Origin of the sequence: Cytobacillus sp. NJ13, from assembly GCA_030348385.1 — a bacterium.
GTDB lineage: Bacteria > Bacillota > Bacilli > Bacillales > Cytobacillaceae > Cytobacillus.
On sequence record JAUCFP010000006.1, the window covers coordinates 4,215,069 to 4,232,769 of the forward strand.

Below are 17,701 nucleotides of genomic sequence, written 5' to 3' on the forward strand. Positions count from 1 at the left end.
TGGATAGCCTATAGATGCAGATATTAAGGAAAAGGAGAGGGCAGAAATGACAGCAGGGCAAGCGATCGCAACAAAAGACTTAACCTTGTCATATGGGGACACCATTATTATTAATGAATTGGACCTGGAAATTCCTAAGGGAGAAATCACAGTATTTATTGGTGGAAATGGCTGCGGAAAATCGACATTGCTAAGGTCCATTGCCCGGCTGCTAAAGCCGAAATCAGGTGCCGTTTTATTGGAGGGTGAGGCTATAGCCAGACTTTCAACCAAAGATGTTGCCAGAAAGATGGCGATTCTGCCCCAATCCCCTTCCGCGCCAGAAGGACTTACAGTGCTTCAGCTTGTCAAACAGGGGCGGTACCCTTATCAAACATGGCTGAAGCAATGGTCAACTGAAGATGAATTAAAGGTCAGAAATGCATTAAAGGCTACAGGTATGGAAGAATTGAAAGACCGGACAGTGGATTCATTATCCGGCGGACAGCGCCAGCGGGCCTGGATTGCCATGACTTTGGCGCAGGATACAGATACCATTCTGCTTGATGAGCCAACCACCTATTTAGATATGACTCATCAAATTGAAATTCTTGATTTATTGTTTGAATTAAATGAAAAAGAAAAGCGAACAATTGTCATGGTGCTTCATGACCTGAATTTAGCCTGCCGCTATGCCCATAATATTGTTGCCATTAAAGATCAGAAAGTCTTTGCACAGGGTAAGCCCGAGCATGTCATCAATTGCGGATTGGTCAAAAACGTGTTTGGCATGGAATGTGAAGTTACCATTGATCCATTATTCGGCACACCGCTCTGCATCCCTTACGGAAAAGGGAGATGTATTTTGAAAGGGCAAGTGCTTCAAGGATGATTAAATTAACAGGAGAACAGGCAGAAGTTCTTGGGCAGTTCAGACTTGCCCAGGATGCAGGAGAAGGCTCTCCTTTAACAATTGAAGTAAAAGATTTGCTGGATTCCAAGCGAATTGGGGCATACTTGTCTAGAGTGAAAAATCACATTGGAGCACATGATAACAAAACAGCTGCTTCTATTTTAGTTAAGCGATATGCTTTTCTGCCTGTGATTTATTTGTATAGTATGACGTCCTGGAATTTAAAATTGGATATATCACATGAAAATATAACGATTGTCAGCCAGGAAAAAAATGGGCTTTGGATACCGGGCTTCACTTTTAAAATCCTTCATGGACAAGGCTGTGAAACGGACAGAGGAGAGTGGAGAGAGGATGCTGTGCGCTCTCTTTTTAGTGACCATATCTTTCCCATTTTGAATGGAGTAGCAAGTGAATCAAAGATTTCTAAACAAATCCTTTGGGAAAATATAGCGATTTATCTGTTTTGGCTTTATGAAAAGGTCTTACCTGCGGAAGTATATTCAGCAAGGGCTGCTGAAGACTTTAAGTTTATTATGGACGAGGCTCCAGGCAATTTATTCGGCGGCTATAACATTAACCCCTTAAAGAAATATGACAGCGAAAAAGTCCTCATTGAAAGTACCGGTAAGCTTGTACGCCCTCGAAAAACATGCTGCTTCTCCTATCTTACGAACAGCGGCAAACGGTGCGGAACATGTCCTCAGGCCTGTAATATAAAAAGGAGGAATCGTCAATGAATGAGAAGTTGAAGGAACAGCTGGATGGCCTGCTTGAAAAATATACTGAACTCCTGATCGGCGAGACCTCCCCGGAGTTAAAAGAAAAGGTTGAAGCTTGGGCGCTGTACTCTTTTATTGCGAAATCCATGCCGCCTTTAGCCAAGCACTGGAATGATACATATCCTGATGCAAAAGAGGAAATGAAGGCCCTGATCGCTGAAATTAAAACAATGAATGAAGAGATGAGAAGCAAAAAATAGGTGATGATATAGGATCTAAAAAACCGCTGCAGATAAAGACAGCGGTTTTTATTTTATTGAAGTGTGCAACTTCGATCATTGTCTAGCGCAAGCAGCCTACCTCTCGAGGTGCCGGGGGTGGGCAAGGCGCTTCCGCTTTTCTTATTGCATCTGACCATTGCCATATGGCAATTGATTTGTATAGCCCTGGAACTGCTGATAAGATTGCTGAAGCTTCTGCTGGTCAGCCGCTTCAACCTTATACCAGCCTTTTTTGAACATAAGGTTATAAAATTCTCTCTGCTGGTTTTGTGTTTCGTTAAAAGCCGCAAGAATATCCTGATACAAACTCTGATGGCTTGCCTCATTTAGGGCAACAGAATAGGCATCTGTCATATATTTTTCTGTAGATAAAACATCATTTGTAAAATCCCGCTCATTCATTTGCGGAGTTTTATTTACCTGAGTCTCAGGATTTTGAATCGTATTTGGATTCTGGTTCTGGTTCATTTTCAAGGCTCCTTCCTATTGCATTCCCATAAAGTTCTGCTGATTTTGCTGGTTTAAATGAACAAGCAGCTGTTCATAGTGCCGCTGATGCATTTGGCCGCATTGCTCGAAGTGTGTTTTTAGCTCCTGGTCCTGGCATTGCTGAGCGTAGAAATGCGCTTTTTTACAGGCGAGAAGGTTCCAGGTAAGCATATCTGTTAAGTAAAGGGCATCCTTAGTGGAAATAACAGCAGGAGGCTGCTGCATAATGCCCTGCTGGTTCTGCATATTCATATTTTGCTGTTGCATTAATTGTCCCTCCAATTCTTTTAGCGTTATAATAGCTGAAATTCTTTTCGAGGATATCTTTCCTCTGAAAAACGTTTGCTATTCTGCAGAAAATGAATCATCTGTATACATAATGGAAACTATAAAAGGCTGACGGCAGCCAGCCTTTAAAAAGCGGATTACCGCTTATATTGATTATTTTGGCTATTCCTTTTTTTAGGCCCTTGCCTTTCAACGGCAGGACCCGCATCTCCCTGGACACTTGCAGCGCTGACTCCTGCTTTGGAAGGATCTTTTTTCATTTTTCCCATTTCTTTCACCTCCGTAGCGAACAAAAAATGTTTCCTTTTTAGAGTGTCCAAAACACTTATTTACATTTCGCATAAAATATATAAATTACAGCAGAGGCATAAAAAAGTTTCAAAACATTTCTAAATTTCCGCCTAAAATCATTGCGTAAATTTTGCAAATATTTTATAGTAATAACTAACAGAACTCATTCAGAAGAGAAGCATATTTTTTTTGAGAATAAAATGAATGAGTATTCATTCAAAAAGTTAAAGGGGGAAATAAAGTTGATTCAACAAATAAAGAAGGCGGCAGTTTTAGGCTCCGGAGTCATGGGTTCAGGGATCGCAGCCCATCTGGCCAATATCGGAATCCCGACATTATTACTGGATATCGCGCCTCGCGAATTAACGGATGCTGAAAAGGCAAAGGGCCTTACTCTTGAAGATAAAGCAGTCCGCAATCGAATCAGTGAAGGAAACCGCCAAAAATTATTAAAGCAAAAACCGGCTCCATTTACTTCCAAAAAGAATATCGCGTTAGTTGAGGCAGGAAACTTTGAAGATGACATGGAGCGTCTAAAGGATGTCGATTGGATTATTGAAGTTGTTGTGGAGAACCTCGCCATAAAGAAGCAGGTTTTTGAAAAAGTGGACCAATCCCGCAAGCCTGGAAGCATCGTCAGCTCCAATACGTCTGGAATATCTGTAGAAGCAATGTCAGAAGGGCGCTCGGAAGATTTCCAAAAACACTTTCTTGGAACACATTTCTTTAATCCTCCTCGCTACTTAAAGCTTCTTGAGGTCATACCTACTAAAAACACTTCTTCTGAAGTGCTGTCATTTATGAAGCAATTTGGAGAAGATGTACTGGGAAAAGGAGTAGTTGAAGCTAAAGATACACCAAACTTTATCGCCAACCGGATCGGCACTTATGGCCTGCTGGTTACAGTGCAGGAGATGCTAAAGGGCGGGTACAGTATCGGTGAAGTAGATTCCATAACTGGTCCGCTGATTGGCCGGCCGAAAAGTGCTACATTCAGAACACTTGATGTAGTAGGGCTTGATACATTTATACACGTGGCAAACAATGTTTATGACCAGGTGGACGGGAAAGAAAAGGAAGTATTTGAAGTTCCGGGCTTTATGAAAGTGATGCAGGAAAAAGGCTGGCTTGGAAGCAAGTCAGGGCAAGGGTTTTTCCTGAAAAAGGGAAAAGAGATTCTTGAGCTGAATCCTGAATCTCTCGTATACGATCCACGCAAAAAGCTTAAGACAGCTTCGACGGAATTGAGCAAGCAGGAAAAAGGCATTCCTGGAAAATTGAAAGCGCTTGTATATTCAGACGACCGTGCAGGCCAATTATTATGGAACATCCTGAGTCCGGCTCTTCTTTACTCGGCTCAATTACTCGGCGAAATAGCTGATGATGTAACAGCAATAGACAAAGCGATGAAATGGGGCTTTGGCTGGGAATTGGGGCCATTTGAAACCTGGGATGCCATTGGTGTAGAGAAATCTGTTCAGAAGATGGAAGATGCAGGTGAGGAAGTGCCGGCATGGGTAAAAGATATGCAGGAAAAAGGCTTTGGTTCTTTCTATAAAGAAGAGGAAGGCAAGCAATATTTCTATCACAATGGCGAGTACAAATTAATCGAGGAAAACCCTAAAGCAATCAATTTGAAACATCTTAAGAAACAAAAAGGTGTTATTAAAAAGAATACCGGTGCAAGCTTAATTGATTTAGGCGATGATGTTGCACTGCTTGAATTCCATTCACAAAGCAATGCCATTGGACTGGATATTATCCAAATGATCAACTTTGCAGTGGATGAAGTGGAGAAGAACTACAAAGGACTTGTTATCGGGAATCAGGGCAAAAATTTCTGTGTAGGCGCCAACCTCGGAATGATCCTCATGGAAGCGCAGGATGACAATATATATGAACTGGATATGGTAGTCCGTCAGTTCCAGAATGCCATGATGAAAATTAAGTACAGTGCGAAACCGGTTGTTGCTGCTCCATTTGGCATGACGCTTGGCGGCGGGGCTGAGGTTTGTCTGCCGGCAGCACATATTCAGGCATCGAGCGAAACATATATGGGACTTGTTGAAGTGGGGGTAGGCCTGATCCCAGGAGGAAGCGGAAACAAGGAGCTCTACATTAAGCATCTTGAAAATATGCCAAATGGTGTGGAATTTGACCTTCAAAAGGTTGCCAATAAAGTGTTTGAATCGATTGCAATGGCAAAGGTTTCAACATCAGGCGAGGAAGCTAGGGATAATAACTTCCTGAACCTGGCAGATGGCATCAGTATGAATGGGGACCATCTCCTTTATGATGCAAAGCAGGCAGTTCTTGCTCTGCACAAAAAAGGCTATAAGCCTCCTGTCCGGAAGAAGGTGCCGGTTGTCGGCGAAACTGGATATGCAACACTTCTTCTTGGAGCGCAGGCAATGCTCTACTCAGGGTATATCTCAGAGCATGATCTAAGTATCGCGAAAAAGCTTGCTTATGTAATCGCAGGCGGAAAAGTGCCATACGGTACAGAAGTGGATGAGCAATATTTGCTTGACTTGGAGAGAGAAGCATTCCTAAGCCTTGTAGCTGAACCGAAGTCACAGCAGCGGATGCAGCACATGCTTTTAAAGGGAAAACCGTTGCGCAATTAAAGTGATAGATTGAGACATTAAGAGAAAGAGAGGGAAAATAATGAGAGAAGCGGTAATAGTTGCAGGTGCCAGGACACCGGTCGGAAAAGCCAAAAAAGGTACGCTTGCAAACGTCAGGCCGGATGACTTAGGAGCACTTGTAGTAAAGGAAACCCTTAAGCGTGCAGGAAATTATGAAGGAAACATCGATGATTTAATTATCGGCTGTTCCATGCCTGAAGCAGAACAGGGGCTGAACATGGCAAGGAATATCGGAGCCCTTGCCGGACTTTCACATGAAGTGCCGGGGATAACTATCAATCGTTATTGTTCTTCAGGCTTGCAGGCAATTGCTTATGCAGCTGAAAAAATCATGATTGGCCATGCAGATACAATCCTTGCGGGCGGAGCGGAATCTATGAGCCTTGTGCCGATGATGGGGCATGTAGTCCGTCCGAATGCCAAACTGGCCGAAACAGCTCCCCAATACTATATGGGTATGGGACATACAGCTGAAGAAGTTGCAAAGAAGTATGGCATTACACGAGAAGACCAGGATGCATTTGCGGTCAGAAGTCATCAGAGGGCTGCGCAGGCAATCCGTGAAGGTAAATTTGAAGATGAAATTGTGCCAGTAGACGTAACGTTTAGATCCGTTGGAAAAGACAATAAGCTTACAGAAAAAACAATCCAGTTCAGCCAGGATGAAGGTGTCCGTGCAGATTCCACTGTCGAAACACTCGGAAAACTGCGTCCGGCATTCTCGATAACCGGCAGTGTCACAGCTGGAAATTCATCGCAGACAAGTGATGGAGCTGCAGCCGTAATGGTAATGGACCGGGAAAAGGCGGAGTCTTCTGGACTGAAGCCAATGGTTAAATTCAGAAGCTTTGCAGTAGGCGGTGTTCCTCCTGAAATCATGGGTGTTGGTCCAGTTGTGGCCATTCCTAAAGCGTTAAAGCTTGCAGGGCTGGAGCTATCCGATATCGGTTTATTTGAATTGAATGAAGCTTTTGCGTCCCAATCCATTCAAATTATCCGTGATCTGGGCTTAGATGAAGAGAAAGTAAATGTTAATGGAGGGGCGATTGCACTTGGACACCCGCTGGGCTGCTCCGGTGCCAAGCTCACCCTATCTCTAATCCATGAAATGAAGCGCCGTAATCAGCAATTCGGGGTTGTAACAATGTGCATCGGAGGCGGAATGGGCGCAGCCGGAGTATTTGAACTTTTATAATATGAGCCGAAATTTGGAGAGAAGCCAAAGGCTTTTCTCCACAAAAACAGACTGGAGGAAATAAGAAAATGTCAAATAAAACTGAAAACCTTATCAAAGGCGGAAGCTTTTTAATCGAAGATGTTTCCTATGACCGGGTTTTTACGCCTGAAGACTATACAGATGAGCAGGTTATGATTGCTAAGACAACTGAAGATTATGTTGTAAATGAAGTTGTTCCGCAAATTGAGCATCTGGAAAACCACGAATTTGACCGTTCCGTAAAGTTATTGAAGCAAGCTGGAGACCTTGGCTTATTAGGCGCAGATGTTCCAGAGGAATACGGCGGACTTGCTTTAGATAAAGTAAGTTCTGCACTTATTGCAGAGAAAATGGCGCGTGCAGGCGGCTTTTCCATATCGCATGGTGCACATGTTGGAATCGGTTCCCTTCCGATTGTTCTTTTCGGAAATGAAGAGCAAAAGCAAAAATACCTTCCTGCACTGGCTACTGGCGAAAAGCTTGCTGCTTATGCATTGACGGAGCCAAGCTCTGGTTCTGATGCTCTTGGAGCAAAAACGACTGCCAAGCTGAATGCTGAGGGTACGCACTATGTATTAAACGGAGAAAAGCAATGGATAACAAATGCAGGCTTTGCAGATGTATTCGTAGTATACGCAAAAATTGACGGTGAACACTTCTCTGCATTCATCGTTGAAAGAGAGTTCCCAGGTGTATCTGTAGGGGCAGAAGAAAAGAAAATGGGAATTAAGAGCTCTTCTACCCGTACGTTAATTCTTGAAGATGCCCAGGTGCCAAAGGAAAATCTTCTTGGTGAATTTGGCAAGGGACATGTGATTGCATTTAATATCTTAAATATTGGCCGCTATAAGTTAGGTGTAGGAGCAGTTGGCGGAGCGAAGCGCGCATTCGAACTTGCCGTTCAATATGCCAATCAGCGCCAGCAATTTAAGACACCAATCTCTCAGTTTAATTTGACAAAAGAAAAGCTGGGAACGATGGCTTCTAAGATTTATGCCGCTGAAAGTGCAGTATACCGGACTGTAGGCTTATTCGAGGACCGTATGAGCAAGCTTTCGGACGAAGAAGTGAAAGATGGAAAAGAAGTGGCGAAGTCAATCGCTGAATATGCTATTGAGTGCTCCATGAATAAATTCTTTAATACGGAAGTCCTCGACTACGTAGTAGATGAAGGTGTTCAGATCCATGGAGGCTACGGATTCATGGCTGAATATGAGATTGAAAGAGCTTACCGTGATTCACGCATTAACCGTATTTTCGAAGGAACAAACGAAATCAATCGTCTGCTGGTGCCAGGCACGTACCTGCGCAAAGCACTAAAAGGAGAGCTTCCGCTATTCCAGAAAGCCCAGGCGCTGCAGGAAGAGCTCATGATGATGATGCCTGAAGAGCCTGGTGACGAGCCGCTTGCACAGGAAAAATATCTGGTGAAAAACGCTAAGAAAATCGGCTTGCTTGCAGCTGGTTTAGCAGCACAGAAGTACGGGAAAGCTCTTGAAAAAGAACAGGAAGTACTCGTAAACATTGCGGATATTATATCAAATGCTTATGCAATGGAGTCGGTTGTTCTCCGTACTGAAAAGGCAATTGAAAAAGCAGGACTTGAAAAGAGCAAGCAAAAACTTCTGTACACCCAAATCTTTTGCCAGGAAGCATTTAACAAAATCGAGCAGGATGCAAAAGAAACACTTGTGGCAGTAGAAAATGGCGATGCCCTGCGCATGATGGTGTCAGCACTTCGCAAATTCACCCGTCACACCCCAATCAACGTCATAGCAAAGAAGCGTGATGCATCAGAAAAACTGATCGACGCAGAACGCTTTACAGTTTAATTGCTTTTAGGCTCCCTTCATCAAGAAGGGAGCTTTACTTTTTTCCAAAATAACCCTTAAAAAACTTTTTTTTTGCCAGAAGGATTATAAAGAAATTTGTCGAATATAAAATTGGTGATCAATGTTATGCTTTGTCATCCATTTATGTTACTATTCAATTAAAAGGCAGCAATTTTGGATAAGCCTGAATTTGTTAAATGGGTGGTGAAAAAATGGCGTTGACTTTTTATTGGTATCCTAAATGCGGGACATGCCGAAAGGCCAAGAAATGGCTTGATGAACATAATCTGTCCTATGAAGAAATACATATAACAGACAATCCGCCTTCTCGAAGCGAACTTGAAACGCTATATAATAAGAGCGGACTGGAACTAAAGAAGTTCTTTAATACGAGTGGCCAAAAATACCGGGAGCTCGGGCTGAAGGACAAGGTGAAGACCTCTTCGAAAGAAGAACTGCTCGATATTTTGGCAACAGACGGCATGCTGATTAAGCGTCCGCTGCTGACAGATGGAGAAAAGGCAACAGTGGGCTTTAAAGAAGAGGAATATGAAAAGACATGGCTTTCCTAAGCGCTGGATTTTAGCTTTTCAAGTCATATTTAACCATGAGATCGATTTACTGATCATAAATTGAAATATTAATATGGAGGGATACATAATGAGCACACCAAAAGAATTACGTTATTCAGAAGAGCATGAGTGGGTAAAAACAGAAGATGGGAAAGTACGCATTGGGATTACGCATTTCGCGCAATCAGAACTTGGTGACATCGTATTCGTCGAGCTTCCTGAAGTTGGCGATGAGCTAAGTGCAAACGAGCCATTCGGAAGCGTAGAATCTGTAAAAACAGTTTCTGAACTCTATGCGCCTTTAAGCGGTAAAGTGGTTGAAGTAAATGAGGACCTTAACGACAACCCTGAATTCGTGAACGAATCACCATATGAAAAAGCATGGATGGTTGTGGTGGAGCCTTCAGATTTAAGCGAAGTAGAAGGCTTGATGACTGCTGAGCAATATGAAGAAATGACAAACGAAGACTAATGAATAAAAGCCGGTTCTATACGAACCGGCTTTTATGCTGTTTAGGGATGAATCGAGTCGGATCCAAGTGCTTCTGCTTTTAGTTTCTGGCTTTAATTGCTATTTTTCTTTTAAAGGGAAAGGGCAAAACTATAGGTACCCAAATGCATGAAAGGATTGGTTACCCATGACATTGAATCAGCAGAAAATCGATATTACAGATCGGGTTGTCGGCAAGCTTAAAAATAATGGGATTGATCTTTATCTTGAAAACGAAAAAATTGGCCAAATCATCCTTCCTGAAGGCTCTTCCTTTAACTTGGTCCATCATTTTGAAACCGACCACCAAAAAATATATCAGAATGTCTCCGTTCCAGATAAAGCGCAAGAGCGCTACACAGACTGTGACGAAGGCGGCTGGTGCTGACTACTGTAAACAGCGGAATGGATTCCGCTGTTTATTTAATAGGCTAAAGCAATATAACCGGGCATACAATGAAATAGGCCGTTTAAGAAGATAAAATGATTATTTTTCTTCAAAAACATTTCCTTTACTAAGCTGTGGAATTAATATGTAAAATCAGCACAGTCCTAACCTCAAATATGGGCAGGAGATTCACACCATAACCGAGAATAATGAATATATTAAGATAAAAACCAATGCAATACGGGTTTTAACATTAACGCAACAGTTTCAAAATAACTCCTTTCAGGTGATGACGATGAACGAGGGAATTCCGGAAAAAGTTATTATTGTCGAGGGAAAGTCAGATAAAACGAAGGTTAAAAACATTATAAGAGAACCTGTTGAGATTATCTGCACAAATGGAACAATAAGCATTACCAAACTGGATGAATTAATTGACACGCTGTTTGATAAGGATGTATATATATTGGTGGATGCAGATTCAGCAGGTGAAAAGCTGAGAAAACAGTTTAAAAGGGAATTTCCAGAGGCAGAGCATCTATACATCGATAGAATGTACAGAGAAGTAGCGACAGCACCGGAACATCATTTGGCAACAGTGCTGCTGGGAGCTAATATTGACGTTTATACACAGTATTTAGACAGATAAAAGTAAGGATGATAAAATGCAGGAATGGTCGCAGCTGGAGATTGAGGAAGCGGTTAACGGGCAAGAAACGGCCCTTATCTATTTGTACACGCCTATGTGCGGAACCTGTCAGATGGCTGGGAAGATGCTGACAGTTGCAGAACAATTGCTGCCTGATCAAAAGATTGGGAAAGCGGACTTAAATTATATGCCGCAATTGGCTGAACAATGGGGAGTGGAAAGCGTACCTTGTCTCCTCATCTTTAAAGAAGGAAATTTACAAGAAAAATTATATGCATTCCGGTCAGTTCCCTATTTGCTGGATAGAATCAGAAGCATCAATTGAGAAAAACCAGGAGCAAAACTGCCTGGTTTTTTGTATGTTTAAAAAACATTGAAATCCGCCTTTTCATTATTCGAAATATATTTACAAAGCCCCTCCGAAAGAGTATGATACTTAGGGAATCGAAATAATTACACAATGCAGGAAGGGATCCGGATGGCATTTTACAGGGAGTGGGCTGGCCAATTTAAAGGCTATAACCACAATATAAAATTGGCCTTTATGGCGAATATCCTTACACAAATAGGTTTTGGGATATTCATGGTAATCTATAATTTCTACATAAGAGAGCTCGGCTACACCGAAAGTGTTAATGGGCAAATCATATCCATGACTGCTCTCGCCACAGCACTGATTCTTGTGCCGGCAGGGATCGCCAGCGACCGAATTGGCAGAAAAAGAGCGATGCTGTTTGGGGCTGTTGCTACGGGTGTCGTTATGCTTTTCAGAAGTATGGTTGAAATGCAGGAACCCCTGATTTTATTTGCTTTTTTTACAGGGCTGACAACAGCATTTCTGCAAGTATCCGGCATACCATGGCTGGCTGAGAATTCAAAGGCTGACCAAAGGGTTCATTTATTCAGCATCCATTTTGCCATTATGACGGGTGCAAATGTAATCGGAAACTTAAGCGGAGGCATCTTAACGGATGTATTTTCTTTATTTGTGGATCAGCTCACCAGCATCCGCATTACCCTTTTGATTGCAAGTGTTTTCTTCATAGCAGGCCTTTTCCCTATCTTGCGTTTTGCAGAAGCTCCCAAAGATAAAAACGGTGTAAGAGGCTTAAAAGATTTTTCGCTCAAAAACCTTACCGCTAAAAATGAAGGCGTCAAAATTATCGCCATGTTTGCTTTTGCGCAGCTGCTAATAGGAATTGGAGCAGGACTGGTTATCCCTTATCTGAATTTATACTTCGCAGACCGTTTTGAAGCTTCCAATTCAGCCATTGGCATTATTATTTCATTAGGGCAGGCTGCCACCGCTTTTGCTATGATTATCGGCCCGGTTGTGGTAAGGAAGGTGGGGGAAGTCAAAGCAGTTGTAATCCTGCAGCTCTTGTCACTTCCTTTTCTGCTTTTAACTGCTTATACAGAGAATCTTTGGCTGGCTGCGATCGGCTTTTTGTTCCGGCAGGCATTAATGAATGCTGGAAATCCTATACAAATGTCTCTAATGATGTCTAAGGTAAATGATTCGATGAAAGGACTGGCAAACTCCGTCAATCAGATGGTTTTCAATCTGGGATGGGCTGTAATGGGGCCTGTTTCAACAGGAATCGTCATGAAATATGGAGATTATTGGGGATATGCACTCGTATTCACGATTACTGCTTCTTTATATTTGATCGGCTCTCTCTATTTTTTCTTTGTTTTCAGAGGCTATAATAAGACAAAAGCTGCATCGCCTTCTGTAAAAATAGTATAATCTGACATATTTCTCGGGAAATGAAAGACAATGCCTAATAACCAGGCATTGTCTTTCTGTTCGTTCAGAATTAATAACTTTGAACTTCGAGAACTGTCCAGCTCCAGGAGCCGGGTGGGCAAGGCGCTTCTGCCTTTCTGTTTTTGTCGAATGAAAAATAAAGGATTGAAGATCTTCCTTACTGAATATTAAAGATGATAGACCCATTAAAGAGGTGAGGCTGTGAAGGATTTACCTGATGTATTTATCCGGGAATTAAAGGCTAAAGGGCATCTCGGATATTTTTTAAGAAAATCAAATTTCTCTTTGCTTATTAAGGCGGGAAATATAAGCATTCCTCTGATGGTTTCGAATGGGGAAATCCGGAAGGCAAGTCACACCAGCCAGTTTGATGTGGAGATCTTGGGCTCTGATGAAGCTGTGCTGTCACTGATTTCAGGGGAGTTAAAGTTAAGAGATGCACTTTCCCAAAATAAAATAATGATGGAAACCACCTTCAGAAAAAAATTGCTCCTCGAGTCTTTTTTCTGTTTAGGGAAAATTTCATATCACAATACTTGACCATTTTTTTAATAGTATGATAATATCATTTTAATACAAATTAACTGAATATTCTTATCAAGAGAGGCGGAGGGACTGGCCCTGCGAAGCCCGGCAACCGGTTAATTACACGGTGCTAAATCCAGCAGAGCGGGATGCTCTGATAGATAAGAAGAGACGATACAGCCCTCTTCTTATGAAGAGGGTTTTTTATAATATCAGAATTTTTATCTTTGAAATATGATAACTGTCTAGCTCCAGGCGCCTTGCGCTTTTCTTAGTTCTTCGATAAGAAAAACTAAAATTTTTATAGAGGAGAGAAAGCAATGACTGACAAACAAAAAAATTACCGTTTTGAAACAATTGGAGTGCATGGGGGACTGAAGCCTGACCCTCTAACTGGTGCAAGGGCGTTACCGATTTACCAGAATAATGCTTACCAGTTCAAGAATACAGATCACGCTGCAGATCTCTTTGCTCTTAAAGAGCCAGGATATATTTATAGCAGGATACATAACCCGACTGTAAGTGTATTTGAGGAAAGAGTGGCCTTGCTAGAAGGAGGAGTTGGTGCATTGGCTCTTGCAAGCGGACAGTCAGCCATTACGCTTGCCATATTAAACATAGCTGAAGCAGGCGATGAAATTGTTGCTGCGTCCAATTTATATGGCGGTACTTATAATTTGTTTGCAGTCACACTTCCCAAGTATGGAATTAAAGTGAAACTGGTCGATCCAAAAGATCCGGAAAATTTCCGTAACGCGATTTCAGATAAAACAAAGGCCATCTTTGCGGAAACGATTGGAAACCCAAGCTTAAAAATCCTGGATATTGAAAAGGTCGCAGCAATTGCTCACGAGAACGGTGTGCCGCTTATTGTCGATAACACCTTTGCTACACCTTATCTTTGCAGGCCTATCGAACATGGTGCTGACATTGTTATACACTCTGCGACTAAATGGCTGCTCGGCAATGGAACAACAATGGGAGGAATTATTGTAGACGGCGGAAAATTTGACTGGAATTCCCCTAAGTTCCCGGGCTTTACAGAGCCGGATCCGAGCTACCATGATATTGTCTATAGCGAAGCAATTGGCGAGGCGGCTTATATTATAAAAGCACGCGTTCAGCTGTTAAGAGACTTAGGGCCTGCAATGAGTGCGCAAAGCGCATTTCAGTTTACATTGGGGCTTGAGACTTTGCATGTGAGAATGAAGGAGCACATTGCCAATACAAAAAAAGTAGTAGAATATCTTGAGGCGCATCCAGCCGTTAATTGGGTGCTTTATCCAGGTCATGAAAGCCATCCGGACAAAGAATTGGCAGATAAATATTTGCCTAAAGGAGCAGGCGCTGTGGCTGTGTTTGGAATATCCGGCGGAAGAGAGGCTGGAGCCAAGCTAATCAATAACCTGCAGCTATGGGCACACGTGGCTAATGTAGGGGATGCAAAGAGCCTGATTATCCACCCTGCAAGCACCACTCACCAGCAGCTGGATGAAGAAGGTTTAAAAGCTGCCGGAGTGGCGGAAGATCTAATTCGGATTTCTATCGGAATCGAGAATGCGGAAGATTTGATTGAGGATCTTGAACAGGCGATTGAAGCAGCTGCAGGCATCACATCGCTTGCTGCAAAAGCATAAAGGAAAATTTACCATTCACTTTTTTCCGAAAGTTTAAAATTTCATCGTTGACACCTTTTTAATGGCTATGATACGATAGCAAACGTAATTAAAAAACTGCTGAATTTATTTAAAGTATTAATTGAATATAGAACGTTACGCTCTTATCAAGAGAGGTGGAGGGAAGTGCCCTATGAAGCCCGGCAACCGTCAATTAGTTGAAATGGTGCCAATTCACTCAAAGCATAGCTTTGACAGATGAGAGAAAGGACTTAATTTTTTAATGCCTTTCTGCTCATGTGCAGAAAGGCATTTTTGCTTTTAGTGCATGAAAGCTTATAAGGAGTAAAAAATAGGGGAATATGAGCAGTCTATTAATTATAATCTGTATCTTTCGATTAAAGAGGTGACATTTCACGTTGATTTCTATAAAAGATGTACAGAAGGTTTTTTCTTCAAAAAAAGGCCAGGTAAAAGCAGTTGATGGTGTAAACCTGGAGGTGAAAGAGGGAGAAATTTTCGGAGTTATCGGATATAGCGGTGCAGGTAAAAGTACCTTGATCCGCATGCTGAATGGGTTAGAGCTTCCTACACATGGCAGTGTAACAGTTGCAGGAAATGAAGTTTCAAAGATAAAGGGAAGCAAGCTAAGAAAAGCGCGTCAGGAAATAAGCATGATTTTCCAGCATTTCAACCTATTATGGTCGAGAACAGTAAGGGAGAATATCGCATTTCCGCTTGAAATCGCTGGTGTTTCACGGCAGGAAAGGCTGAAAAGGGTAAACGAACTCATTAAACTCGTTGGTCTTGAAGGAAGAGAAGATGCCTATCCTTCCCAGCTTAGCGGCGGTCAAAAGCAAAGAGTTGGAATTGCTAGAGCCCTTGCCAACAATCCGAAAGTACTGCTTTGTGATGAGGCGACATCTGCACTTGATCCGCAGACTACAGATTCCATTTTGGAGCTGCTTGTTGACATCAATGAGCGTCTGGGCTTAACCATTGTCCTAATTACTCATGAAATGCACGTTATCCGTAAAATCTGCCATCGGGTTGCCGTTATGGAAGGTGGCCGAATTGTTGAAATCGGACCAGTATTGGATGTGTTTAGGAATCCCAAAGCTGCGATTACAAAGCGGTTTGTACAGCAGGTGACAGAGCCAGAAGAAACTAAGGAAACGATTGATCACCTGGTCGATTTGTATCCAAAAGGAAAAGTAGTGCAATTAGGGTTTGTCGGCGAATCAGTTGAACAGCCATTGATTACAAACCTGATCCGTAATTTCCAGGTAACCGTTAATATCCTTCAAGGAAAGATTTCCCAGACGCAGAATGGTTCTTACGGTACTTTATTTATCCATGTTGATGGAGAAGCAGAGGAAGTTGCAAAGGCCATTGAATTTATTCATTCTCAGCAGGTGGGCGTGGAGGTGATTTCCAATGCTTAACGAATGGTTTCCAAATGTGAAGTGGGATTCCATGTGGGAAGCTACAATGGAAACCCTATATATGACAGCTATTTCTGTTCTTGCAACTTTTATTTTAGGTGCAATTCTGGGACTGCTGCTCTTCCTGACTTCCAAGGGTAACATTTGGGAAAACGCAGCAATTAATAAAATCATTTCAGCTTTCGTCAATATATTCCGCTCAATTCCATTTATTATTCTGATCGTGTTATTGATTCCATTTACCAAGTTTCTTCTTGGAACAATGATCGGGGAAGATGCAGCACTGCCTGCATTAATTATTGGTGCTGCCCCGTTTTATGCACGTATGGTTGAAATCGGCTTGAGGGAAATAGATAAAGGTGTAATTGAAGCGGCCAAGTCGATGGGCGCAAAAACAAGCACGATTATCTGGAAGGTTCTGCTTCCGGAATCAATGCCCGCCCTTGTTTCAGGAATTACCGTTACGGCCATCGCGCTGGTTGGCTACACAGCCATGGCCGGTGTTATCGGTGCTGGCGGACTTGGAAACCTTGCTTACCTGGAAGGATTCCAGAGGAGCCGCAGTGATGTGACGCTTATGGCGACTGTCATTATTCTAATCATCGTATTTATCATCCAGTTTATTGGAGATATCATAACAACAAAATTAGACAAACGTTAAGGAGAGATTCACATGAAAAAATGGTTATCACTTGCTCTTGCACTTGCAGTAGCTCTTGTTCTTGCAGCTTGCGGAACTTCGGAAAAAGACGGCAATGCCGGTGAAGGCGGAGAAAGTAAAGAAAGCACGAAAATTACAGTAGGGGCTTCCAACGTACCTCACGCTGAAATTCTTGAAGAGGCAAAGCCATTACTTGAAGAAAAAGGCTTTGAACTTGATGTTGTGCCATTCCAGGATTATGTATTGCCAAACCAGGCTCTTGAGTCTAAGGAGCTGGATGCAAACTATTTCCAGCACATTCCTTACCTTGAGTCACAGAAAGCTGAACATGGATATGATTTTACAAATGCAGGCGGAATTCATATTGAGCCAATCGGAGTATATTCCCAAAAGTATAAGAGCCTTGATGAACTTCCTGAGGGTGCATCAATCATTATGAGCAACTCAGTAGCAGACCATGGCCGTATTCTCTCCATGCTTGAAGCAGAGGGACTTATTACTTTAAATGAAGATGTAGAAAAAACGGAAGCAACTCTGGAAGATATTAAAGAAAATCCTAAAAAGTTAAAGTTTGATACTGAATATGAAGCATCACTTCTTCCTCAAATATACAATAATGGAGAAGGGGATGCAGTCCTGATCAACTCCAATTATGCAATTGATGCCGGCTTGAATCCTCTTGAAGATTCAATTGCCATTGAAGACAAAGATTCACCATACGTAAATGTAATTGCAGTCCGCACAGGCGATGAAGAAAAAGAAGGAATTAAAGCTCTTGTAGAAGTGCTTCGTTCTAAAGAAATTCAGGATTTCATTCTTGAAAAATATGAAGGTGCCGTTGTACCGGTATCTGAGTAATAGTGAAAAAAGGCAGGCGTCCAAAATCGCCTGTTTTTTATTTTCCATTATATATCCTGGCTCTGCA

Annotated in this window: 20 protein-coding genes and 2 riboswitches; of the genes, 17 read left to right on the forward strand and 3 right to left on the reverse strand. The window is 42.2% G+C overall.

All coding sequences use genetic code 11. From position 1 onward, the window contains the following. Positions 1–46 precede the first annotated feature (46 nt). The 3 genes from QUF73_20870 to QUF73_20880 are packed head-to-tail and all read left to right on the forward strand — an operon-like array spanning position 47 to position 1,874. Entirely contained in the window at positions 47–871 is an 825-nt protein-coding gene (locus tag QUF73_20870; protein ID MDM5228578.1) for an ABC transporter ATP-binding protein, read from the forward strand. Next, entirely contained in the window at positions 868–1,632 is a 765-nt protein-coding gene (locus QUF73_20875) for an IucA/IucC family C-terminal-domain containing protein (GenBank protein ID MDM5228579.1), read from the forward strand. The genes QUF73_20870 and QUF73_20875 overlap by 4 nt, the downstream gene beginning before the upstream one ends. Continuing rightward, the gene (locus tag QUF73_20880; GenBank protein MDM5228580.1) at positions 1,629–1,874 is read left to right on the forward strand and encodes a YusU family protein; all 246 of its coding nucleotides are present in this window, start codon (positions 1,629–1,631) and stop codon (positions 1,872–1,874) included. Before QUF73_20875 ends, QUF73_20880 begins: the two co-directional genes overlap by 4 nt. A 141-nt stretch (positions 1,875–2,015) precedes the next feature. On the opposite strand, the gene QUF73_20885 is transcribed toward QUF73_20880, so the two are convergent. From QUF73_20885 to QUF73_20895, 3 genes are all read right to left on the reverse strand, one after another. Next, entirely contained in the window at positions 2,016–2,363 is a 348-nt protein-coding gene (locus QUF73_20885) for a spore coat protein (protein ID MDM5228581.1), read from the reverse strand. 15 nt (positions 2,364–2,378) lie between these two features. Then, the gene (locus QUF73_20890; protein ID MDM5228582.1) at positions 2,379–2,651 is read right to left on the reverse strand and encodes a hypothetical protein; all 273 of its coding nucleotides are present in this window, start codon (positions 2,649–2,651) and stop codon (positions 2,379–2,381) included. Between the two features lie 158 nt (positions 2,652–2,809). After that, on the reverse strand, positions 2,810–2,941 hold the full coding sequence (locus tag QUF73_20895) for a YuzL family protein (GenBank protein MDM5228583.1): 132 nt from the start codon (positions 2,939–2,941) through the stop codon (positions 2,810–2,812). A gap of 267 nt (positions 2,942–3,208) precedes the next feature. On the opposite strand from QUF73_20895, the gene QUF73_20900 reads away from it, so the two are divergent. The 14 genes from QUF73_20900 to QUF73_20965 all read left to right on the forward strand — a co-directional run bounded on the left by QUF73_20900 (position 3,209) and on the right by QUF73_20965 (position 17,634). Next, a complete protein-coding gene (locus QUF73_20900; GenBank protein ID MDM5228584.1) occupies positions 3,209–5,590 on the forward strand; it encodes a 3-hydroxyacyl-CoA dehydrogenase NAD-binding domain-containing protein in 2,382 nt (793 codons plus the stop codon). A gap of 40 nt (positions 5,591–5,630) precedes the next feature. Then, positions 5,631–6,806 carry an acetyl-CoA C-acetyltransferase gene (locus QUF73_20905; protein ID MDM5228585.1) on the forward strand — a complete coding sequence of 392 codons (1,176 nt, stop codon included), beginning with the start codon at positions 5,631–5,633 and terminating at the stop codon, positions 6,804–6,806. A gap of 68 nt (positions 6,807–6,874) precedes the next feature. Continuing rightward, on the forward strand, positions 6,875–8,659 hold the full coding sequence (locus QUF73_20910) for an acyl-CoA dehydrogenase family protein (protein MDM5228586.1): 1,785 nt from the start codon (positions 6,875–6,877) through the stop codon (positions 8,657–8,659). Between the two features lie 212 nt (positions 8,660–8,871). Further along, positions 8,872–9,231, forward strand: coding sequence for an arsenate reductase family protein (locus QUF73_20915; GenBank protein MDM5228587.1), 360 nt, complete (start codon positions 8,872–8,874; stop codon positions 9,229–9,231). Between the two features lie 88 nt (positions 9,232–9,319). Then, positions 9,320–9,703, forward strand: a complete 384-nt coding sequence (gcvH, locus tag QUF73_20920; GenBank protein ID MDM5228588.1) for a glycine cleavage system protein GcvH — start codon at positions 9,320–9,322, stop codon at positions 9,701–9,703. A 166-nt stretch (positions 9,704–9,869) separates the two neighbouring features. Then, positions 9,870–10,109, forward strand: coding sequence for a YusG family protein (locus QUF73_20925; GenBank protein MDM5228589.1), 240 nt, complete (start codon positions 9,870–9,872; stop codon positions 10,107–10,109). 295 nt (positions 10,110–10,404) lie between these two features. Then, positions 10,405–10,758: a toprim domain-containing protein gene (locus tag QUF73_20930; GenBank protein ID MDM5228590.1), complete on the forward strand. Its 354-nt coding sequence runs from the start codon at positions 10,405–10,407 to the stop codon at positions 10,756–10,758. Positions 10,759–10,774: 16 nt separating this feature from the next. After that, positions 10,775–11,083 carry a thioredoxin family protein gene (locus QUF73_20935; GenBank protein MDM5228591.1) on the forward strand — a complete coding sequence of 103 codons (309 nt, stop codon included), beginning with the start codon at positions 10,775–10,777 and terminating at the stop codon, positions 11,081–11,083. A gap of 153 nt (positions 11,084–11,236) precedes the next feature. Further along, positions 11,237–12,508 (forward strand): MFS transporter, encoded by a 1,272-nt coding sequence (locus QUF73_20940; GenBank protein MDM5228592.1) that lies wholly within the window; start codon positions 11,237–11,239, stop codon positions 12,506–12,508. A gap of 222 nt (positions 12,509–12,730) precedes the next feature. Beyond that, positions 12,731–13,069, forward strand: coding sequence for a hypothetical protein (locus QUF73_20945; GenBank protein MDM5228593.1), 339 nt, complete (start codon positions 12,731–12,733; stop codon positions 13,067–13,069). A 51-nt stretch (positions 13,070–13,120) separates the two neighbouring features. Further along, positions 13,121–13,222, forward strand: a riboswitch (SAM riboswitch). A 152-nt stretch (positions 13,223–13,374) separates the two neighbouring features. Then, positions 13,375–14,691 (forward strand): O-acetylhomoserine aminocarboxypropyltransferase/cysteine synthase, encoded by a 1,317-nt coding sequence (locus tag QUF73_20950; GenBank protein ID MDM5228594.1) that lies wholly within the window; start codon positions 13,375–13,377, stop codon positions 14,689–14,691. Positions 14,692–14,831: 140 nt separating this feature from the next. After that, positions 14,832–14,935, forward strand: a riboswitch (SAM riboswitch). Positions 14,936–15,089: 154 nt separating this feature from the next. After that, positions 15,090–16,115, forward strand: a complete 1,026-nt coding sequence (locus QUF73_20955) for a methionine ABC transporter ATP-binding protein (protein ID MDM5228595.1) — start codon at positions 15,090–15,092, stop codon at positions 16,113–16,115. After that, entirely contained in the window at positions 16,108–16,776 is a 669-nt protein-coding gene (locus QUF73_20960; GenBank protein MDM5228596.1) for a methionine ABC transporter permease, read from the forward strand. The genes QUF73_20955 and QUF73_20960 overlap by 8 nt, the downstream gene beginning before the upstream one ends. 12 nt (positions 16,777–16,788) lie before the next feature. Continuing rightward, positions 16,789–17,634, forward strand: a complete 846-nt coding sequence (locus QUF73_20965; protein MDM5228597.1) for a MetQ/NlpA family ABC transporter substrate-binding protein — start codon at positions 16,789–16,791, stop codon at positions 17,632–17,634. Positions 17,635–17,701: the final 67 nt, after the last annotated feature.